We start from the raw sequence: 7,414 nt of genomic DNA on the forward strand, positions 1-7,414 counted from the left end.
TGATTATTGAGATTGGCAAATGGGTGATGGAGAGAACCCTGCAGCAAATGTCTGACTGGGATCGCATGTATCATCTTAGTAATTTGATGTTTTCGATCAATATCAGTCCATTGCAGTTGATGCATCGGGATTTTACCCAGGATACTTTGCTGACGCTCTCACATCACAAAATCAGTCCGGAAAGATTAAAGTTTGAAATAACTGAAACCACCTTTATTTACGATCAAAAAAGAATCAGCAGTGTCATTGAGCATTTCAGTCAGTTAGGCATTAAATGGGCGATCGATGATTTTGGTGTAGGCTATTCATCGCTGAAATCGATCAGTGATTTCGCGATTGATGATATCAAGATCGATAAATCGCTTATCATGCATATTTTTGACAATGAATCCGCCGCCATTGTGGTACACAAAACGATTGAACTGTCGCGTGAAATGGGATTGAACGTACTGGCTGAAGGGATCGAAAGCGAAGAGTATTTCGACTACCTGCGCGACAAAGGCTGTAACCTATTCCAGGGGTATCACTTTGCCCGTCCACTCCCTGCGGGAGAGGCTGCGCTTTGGATCCGTAAAGCCACCACATAAGAGACTTTTGCCATGGCGGCGGCTGAGCCGCCATTGTGCACAGGATTAAAATATCGCTTTGGCGATCGTTAACGCCAGTCCTAATGTGACGAGTTGCATTGAAACCATCCATTTGGTTTGTTTGTTCAGCGCCTGGTACAGATCGCCCCTGATCGCCAGTACATCCGCCTTGGTCGCGTAATTTTCCTTTATGGACGCAACATCAGCTTTCACTTCTCGAACCTCCGATCGCACTTCCGCTATTTCTAATTTGACTTCAGATACATCCTGTTTAGTTGCATAATTCGACTTAATAACGGCAACATCTGTAGCGATGATGGCAACCGACTCTTCCAGCTTCCTGACTCTTGACTCTATGATAACGCCCCCCAATCTCGGCCGCTTAATTTCTCTGCACTGTAGGGATTGCGCGTAGCAGATATTAAGTTGACCTCTTATATTTTCAACTAACATGTTAACCCCAATCTCATTAAGCGTTGATTGGGTAATGCAGGTTAAGCCAGACTCATTCAAAATCTTTTTTACTCTTTTTCAACCTCACATTCCCTCTGGAAACACCAATATGACACCTTACCGACAGGCTAAACAATACCGATCCTTGTAAGAGAAGATAAAAAACCATCTGAAGCGATTAATTAAATGCAAGGCGAGTTTATTTCACGGTCAAAAAATGAGATTTACCGTTTAATTCATGCCAAAAAAAATAAATAAAAGAATGAATAAGTTCACAACAACGCTGAAAAGAAAGAACTCACAACAATCAAGCTGTGAGTTTTCTCTCAATTAACAAAAAATCATTTATTGATAAACAATCCCAGGCGGATTGACCTGTGACGCCTCCACGCCCTCCTCCTGTTCTCCCCAGCGTGCCAGCACTTGTTGGTACTGTCCGCTGGTTATCGCTCCATTGATCGCCTGCTGTAATGCCACATCCAGCCCATTACCTTTTTTAGTCGTCACTGCCACCCAGGCGCGGAACGGACCGTGACCGACGATTTTGGTTTGACCGCGTGACGCCACTTTCCATGCCGCCATGGCTTGTGGGCCAAATGAAGCATCGGCGCGCCCGGAGAGCAACGCCAGCGTCGCTGAGGCATCATCATTGAGATATATCGGCTGAACCGGAGCCAACCCCTGTGCACGGTTTTTCGCATCCCAACTCAGCAAAATTTTCTCCTGGTTGGTACCGGAACCGACAATGATGCGTTTACCCGCCACGTCCTCGCGCCCTTTGATCGCCGTGATTGCACTGTCCGTTTTCACGGCGAACGCATGGTTATCCGCGCGGTAAGTCGCGAAATCGAACTTCTGTTTCCGTTCTTCCGTCACCGCGATATTAAACATTGCCACATCATAACGTCCGGCGGTGAGGCCCAGCGGCCAGTCTTCCCAGGCGGCAGGCACCAGCTTGAGTTTCAACCCCAAACTGTCGGCCAGCAGCCGGGCGAAATCAGGGTCGCTACCAATCAGCGTTTTATTGTCTGATGCCCACAAGCCTATTGGCGGGGAATTGGATGCGGAAGTCGCGACCGTCAAATATCCCGGCGTCACAAAATGAAATCCAGCCGGAATTTTGGCGATGGCTTGCGGGTTAGCCGGAATGTGGATTGGCGTTTCGTTGTTTTTTGCATCCAGCGTTGCTGCGGCACACAGTGGCGAGCTGAACAACCATGCGGCCAGCGCACTGACTATCACTCTCTCCATTACAGCACCCGTGCCAAAAATCGTTTCGTACGCTCATGACGCGGTTGGTTCAACACCTGGTGCGTACTGCCTTGTTCGACGATACGGCCATCAACCATAAACACCACCTGATCCGCCACTTCGCGCGCAAAACCAATCTCGTGCGTCACAATCACTAGCGTGGTGCCGGATCGTGCCAGCTTCTTAATCACGTCCAGCACCTCACCCACCAACTCAGGATCGAGCGCCGAGGTCGGTTCATCAAACAGCATCACGCGTGGATTCAGCATCAAGGCACGTGCAATGGCGATGCGTTGCTGCTGGCCACCCGAAAGATGTCGCGGCCAGGCATCAGCTTTATGCCGCAACCCCACGATATCCAGCAATTCTCCCGCACGCTCAATCGCCTCGCGCCGTGACAATTGACGATGGGCAATCGGTGCTTCAATCAGGTTGTCTAAAACCGTCAGATGGGGAAATAAATTGAAGTTCTGAAACACGTAACCGACGTTGATGCGCTGGCGCAAAATCGCCTTCTCTTTCAACTCATACAACTTGTCACCACGACGTTGATAACCGATGTAATCGCCGTCGATTTGAATAAACCCTTCATCCACGCGTTCCAGATGATTAATGGTGCGCAGTAGCGTGGATTTCCCTGATCCTGACGGGCCAAGAATCACCGTCACCGAGCCGGGCTCCAGCTCCAGCGAGACGTCATCCAGCGCTTTGTGTTTACCAAATGACTTACTGACGCCGGTAATGCTGATGGCACCGGTAGTGTGCAGATTGCGATAATCAATGGCTTCGGACATGAGAAAGCTCCTCATTGGCGGTAGCAGAGCGATTGCGCCATTGACGCCAGCGCGACGGTTGCGGTTCACGCGTCACGCTGCGGGCCAGCCAACGTTCAACGCTGTGCTGCAGCAGTGACAATACGGTGGTGATAATCAGATACCAGGCCGCACCCACCATTAACAGCGGGATCACCTGTTGCGTGCGGTTGTAGATCATCTGGATGGTATAAAACAGTTCCGGCATCGCCAGCACGTACACCATGGAAGTCCCTTTGGCGAGGCTGATGATTTCGTTAAACGTGGTGGGAATAATGGCGCGTAGGGCTTGCGGCAGAATGATGCGGAAGGTACGACGGGACGAGGACAAACCCAGCGCCGACGCTGCCTCAAACTGACCGTGATCGACACCCAAAAAGCCGCCGCGAATAATCTCCGCACTGTAGGCGCTCTGCACCAGCGTCAATCCAATCACCGCTGCCGGGAACTGCCCCAGCACATTGATAGTCTGGAAATGGCCCCACGACAGTGTCGTGAAAGGCACGCCGAGCGACAGCGTGTCGTACAGGTAGGAGAAGTTATACAGAATAATCAGCACCACAATCAGCGGCAGCGAGCGAAATAGCCAGATGTAACCAAACGCCAGCGTGCTCAATAACCATGACGAAGAGAGCCGCGCCAGCGCCAGCAGGCCGCCAAAAATCAAACTCAGCACCGTGCCGAACAACGTCAGTAACAGCGTTTGCCCCAGCCCTGTGAGAATCACCGGATCAAAGAACCAGCGGGCAAATACGCGCCATTCCCAACGGGGATTAAAGGCCACCGAATCAATCACGCTGGCGAGAATAAACAGTGCGACAATCGCCCCGATGATCCTTCCTGGGTAGCGTGCGGGCACCACGGTTAAATGTTTTTCCTGACTCATCATGACTCCTTAGCTGGCCTGCACCACGCTGTGCACATCAATCACCTTGAGGAAGCGTAAACGCCCGTCATGAGGTGGCCGACTGTAGATTTCCATATCTTCGCGTAGCGCAAACTGCGGCTGATAGCCGTGGCCGATATACAGCTGAACGGCTTCCGGCTGGCGAAATCCGGTGGTCAGGAACACGCGCTGATAACCGGCGCGCAACGCACGCCGTTCAAGCTCCTGCAAAATCAGCAGCGCCAATCCCTGACGGCGCAGATCGCTGCGCGTCCAGATGCGTTTAAATTCCGCGGTCACCTCGTCATAAGGTTTATAGGCGCCCATGGCGATGATCTCGCCGTCACGCTCCAGCACGATAAACAGCCCACGCGGCGGCAAGTACCACTCGGTTAATTCCACCTCGTTAGCGCTTTTGAAGAAATCGCCGTAACGTGCCGCATACTCGCCAAACAGACCGGTGATAATCGGCTGCAACTCAGCGGCTTCAGGATGCACTTCGCGGAAAAATTGCTGGCTCATGCAGCCTCCTTAGTCGCCAAGACCGGCTGGGTTGATTTCAGAGCGATCCAGACGCTCCACGCCTTCACCCCAACGGTTCAGCACCTTGTCGTAATCACCGTTCTTGATCACGCCGTTGAGCGCGGTGTTAATCGGTTGTACCAGACCGTTGTCTTTTTTCACCGTCACCGCAATGTGTGCAGCTTTCGGCCAACCTCCATCCACGCTGCCCACCAGTTTGGTTTGATGAGTTAACGCGGCTTTCCACGCGCCAATCACATTCGGACCGAAGTAGGCATCTGCGCGACCGGACTGCAGCGCCAGCGTTTGCGCAGCATCATCTTTGGTGTAAACCGGGGTAAAAGGCTTCAGCCCCTTCGCCTGATTCTCTTTATCCCACGCCAGCAGGATCGCTTCCTGGTTAGTGCCGGAACCCACAATGATGCGCAGCCCGGCGATGTCTTCAGCTTTGTTCAATGATTTAACCTGGCTGCTGGATTTCACGTAGAAACCCAGGGAATCTTTGCGATAGGTGGCGAAATCGAAGCGCTCTTTACGCTCTTTGGTCACGGTGACATTGGTAATCGCCGCGTCATATTTGCCGGAAGCCACGCCCAGCGGCCAGTCTTCCCACGAGGTCGGCACCACATTGAGTTTCAATCCCAGGCTGTCGGCCACCAGACGAGCGATATCCACTTCGCTGCCGAGCAGGGTTTTGTTGTCATCACTAAATACGGTTAATGGCGGGGAGTTCAGTGCGGCCACCGCCACGGTAAATGAGCCTGGCACGGCAAACTTATGTCCGGCCGGAATTTGCGCCACGGCAGCGGGATTTTCCGCAGTGTTCACCGGTGTTTTATTGGCTTCGATGCTGATCTGCTGACCGTTCACCGCCACGTCTTCAGCCAAAGCCGCACTGCTTAAACTCAGCAACATCAGCGCAATAAGGGATTTTTTCTGCATAGCGTGTTTTCTCTTTAATTTATTGTTGTGTGAACTGATTAACCGGGTCTTTCAGACCGAAGCTGGCACGCAGCGTGGTGCCAGGATATTCGCTGCGGGTCAGGCCGCGCGCTTGCAAGAGGGGGATGACGCGATCGACAAAGCGTTCGAAGGTATCCGGCGTGCCGCCCTGAATAATGAAGCCATCGGTGGCCTCGGTTTCAAACCACAGCTGTAAGCCATCCGCCACCTCTTCTGGCGTGCCAAAGAACAGCGGACGCGGCGTGGCTGCTTCCAGTGCGGCCTGACGCAGTGTGTGACCGTGCGCTTGCGCCTTACGTTTGATTTCATCGGTGGTGCTGCGGAAGCTGTTTTGGCCGATATCGCCAATATCCGGGAAGGGTTCATCAAGCGGGTATTGCGAGAAGTCGTGGTGATCGAAGAAGCGGCCGAGGTAGTTCAATGCATCTTTGATGGAAACCAGTGCGGCGGTAGTTTGGTACTGACGCTCAACGTCTTCGGCATCGTCACCGACAATGACGCCAACGCCCTGGAAGATATGCAGATCCTGCGGTTCACGTCCGTTCGCCACCAGCTGCTTTTTCACATCTTTATAGAAAGCCTGCGCCTCTTCGCGCGTCGGCTGGTGGGTGAAAATGGCATCGGCGTGGCGCGCTGCCAGCTTCTTCCCATCCTCTGACGCACCGGCCTGAAACACGATCGGACGTCCCTGCGGCGTGCGTTCGATGTTCAGTGGACCCTGTACCTGGAAGAAGTCACCGTGGTGATTGAGGGTATGAAGTTTGGTGGCATCGAAGAATTGACCGCTCTCTTTGTTCCGCACAAAGGCATCGCTTTCCCACGAATCCCACAGCCCTTTCACCACCTGCAAATACTCGTCGGCGATGCGATAGCGCAGCGCATGCTCCGGGTGCTGCTGGCGCGAAAAGTTTTTCGCCGATCCTTCCAAAGGCGAGGTCACCACGTTCCAGCCTGCGCGCCCGCCGCTAAGGTGATCGAGGCTGGCAAACTGACGGGCAACCGTGAAGGGTTCGCTGTAAGAGGTGGAGACCGTACCCACCAATCCTAAATGCTCAGTGACTCCCGCCAGCGCCGACAGCAGCGTCAGTGGTTCGAAGCGATTGAGAAAATGGGGAATGGATTTTTCATTGATAAACAAACCGTCGGCGACAAACAGAAAATCCAGCTTGCCAGCTTCCGCCTTGCGCGCGATGTGTTTTGCATAGTCAAAATTGATGCTGGCATTGGCCTGCGCCGCCGGATGACGCCAGGCGGACATATTGCCGGATGCGCCATGCAGAATGGTGCCGAGTCGCAGTTGTCTTGCAGTCATAGTGTTCTCTCTTTTCCATGGCATAGCCTGACGGCGACGGTTTCGTCGCCATACAAAGCGGAGGATATTGGGTTAAATGGGCTAACTCAGAATTGCGTCACGACATCGTGCATTGAGATGCTGCAAGGCCTGCTGCGCCAGTTGGGTGAAATAGTGCGCGGCAGGCGCGATCAGTGCTTCATCGGGGTTGAAACCGCCGTGATGCAGACCAAATTCACTGGCGCTGCCAATGCTGACAAACGCGCCGGGGATCTGTTGTAAGTAATACGCAAAATCTTCGCCGCCGAGGTGCAGTTCTGCGGTTTGCACCCGATACCCCACCAGCTGAGCAATTTCACTGGCAAACTGCGCCCAGCGTGCATCGTTTTCTAGCACCGGCGGACCCGGATGCCAGCTGAAGGTCGCGGTCGCACCGTTTGCCGCCGCAATGTGCTCGACAATCTGACGCGCGCGCTGTTCAAGTTGCGCCCGCACCTGCTTGTCATGGGTGCGCACCGTGCCGCCAAACTCAGCTTCTCTCGGTAAAGAGTTGCCAGATTGACCGGCATCGATGCGCGTCACGCTCAACACCAGGCTATCCAGGGTGTTAAAACTGCGGCTGGTGAGAGATTGCAATGCCTGAATGATC

At 53.2% G+C, this 7,414-nt stretch carries 9 protein-coding genes; 1 reads left to right on the top strand and 8 read right to left on the bottom strand.

The features are described from left to right. The coding region (locus H7A81_RS24025) for an EAL domain-containing protein (RefSeq protein WP_182058940.1) at positions 1-587 on the top strand (587 nt) is incomplete at its 5' end. A gap of 45 nt (positions 588-632) precedes the next feature. Here the strand turns inward: H7A81_RS24025 and H7A81_RS24030 are convergent. From H7A81_RS24030 to H7A81_RS24065, 8 genes are all read right to left on the bottom strand, one after another. Further along, a complete protein-coding gene (locus H7A81_RS24030) occupies positions 633-1,040 on the bottom strand; it encodes a hypothetical protein (RefSeq protein WP_255479033.1) in 408 nt (135 codons plus the stop codon). Between the two features lie 345 nt (positions 1,041-1,385). Continuing rightward, on the bottom strand, positions 1,386-2,291 hold the full coding sequence (locus H7A81_RS24035) for an ABC transporter substrate-binding protein (RefSeq protein ID WP_182058941.1): 906 nt from the start codon (positions 2,289-2,291) through the stop codon (positions 1,386-1,388). Continuing rightward, positions 2,291-3,085, bottom strand: coding sequence for an amino acid ABC transporter ATP-binding protein (locus H7A81_RS24040; protein WP_058962363.1), 795 nt, complete (start codon positions 3,083-3,085; stop codon positions 2,291-2,293). Before H7A81_RS24040 ends, H7A81_RS24035 begins: the two co-directional genes overlap by 1 nt. Further along, complete coding sequence (locus tag H7A81_RS24045; RefSeq protein WP_034829778.1) at positions 3,069-3,989, bottom strand: amino acid ABC transporter permease; 921 nt, start codon at positions 3,987-3,989, stop codon at positions 3,069-3,071. The genes H7A81_RS24040 and H7A81_RS24045 overlap by 17 nt, the downstream gene beginning before the upstream one ends. Before the next feature lie 9 nt (positions 3,990-3,998). Continuing rightward, positions 3,999-4,511, bottom strand: a complete 513-nt coding sequence (locus H7A81_RS24050; RefSeq protein ID WP_182058942.1) for a GNAT family N-acetyltransferase — start codon at positions 4,509-4,511, stop codon at positions 3,999-4,001. Between the two features lie 9 nt (positions 4,512-4,520). Beyond that, positions 4,521-5,453 carry an ABC transporter substrate-binding protein gene (locus tag H7A81_RS24055; RefSeq protein WP_182058943.1) on the bottom strand — a complete coding sequence of 311 codons (933 nt, stop codon included), beginning with the start codon at positions 5,451-5,453 and terminating at the stop codon, positions 4,521-4,523. Positions 5,454-5,472: 19 nt separating this feature from the next. Further along, positions 5,473-6,786, bottom strand: a complete 1,314-nt coding sequence (locus tag H7A81_RS24060; RefSeq protein WP_182058944.1) for an LLM class flavin-dependent oxidoreductase — start codon at positions 6,784-6,786, stop codon at positions 5,473-5,475. Positions 6,787-6,867: 81 nt separating this feature from the next. Then, positions 6,868-7,414, bottom strand: a 547-nt coding sequence (locus H7A81_RS24065; protein ID WP_182058945.1) for a M20/M25/M40 family metallo-hydrolase, incomplete at its 5' end; no start/stop codon positions are given.

It is taken from the genome of Pantoea sp. ME81, assembly GCF_903970985.1.
GTDB lineage: Bacteria > Pseudomonadota > Gammaproteobacteria > Enterobacterales > Enterobacteriaceae > Pantoea > Pantoea communis.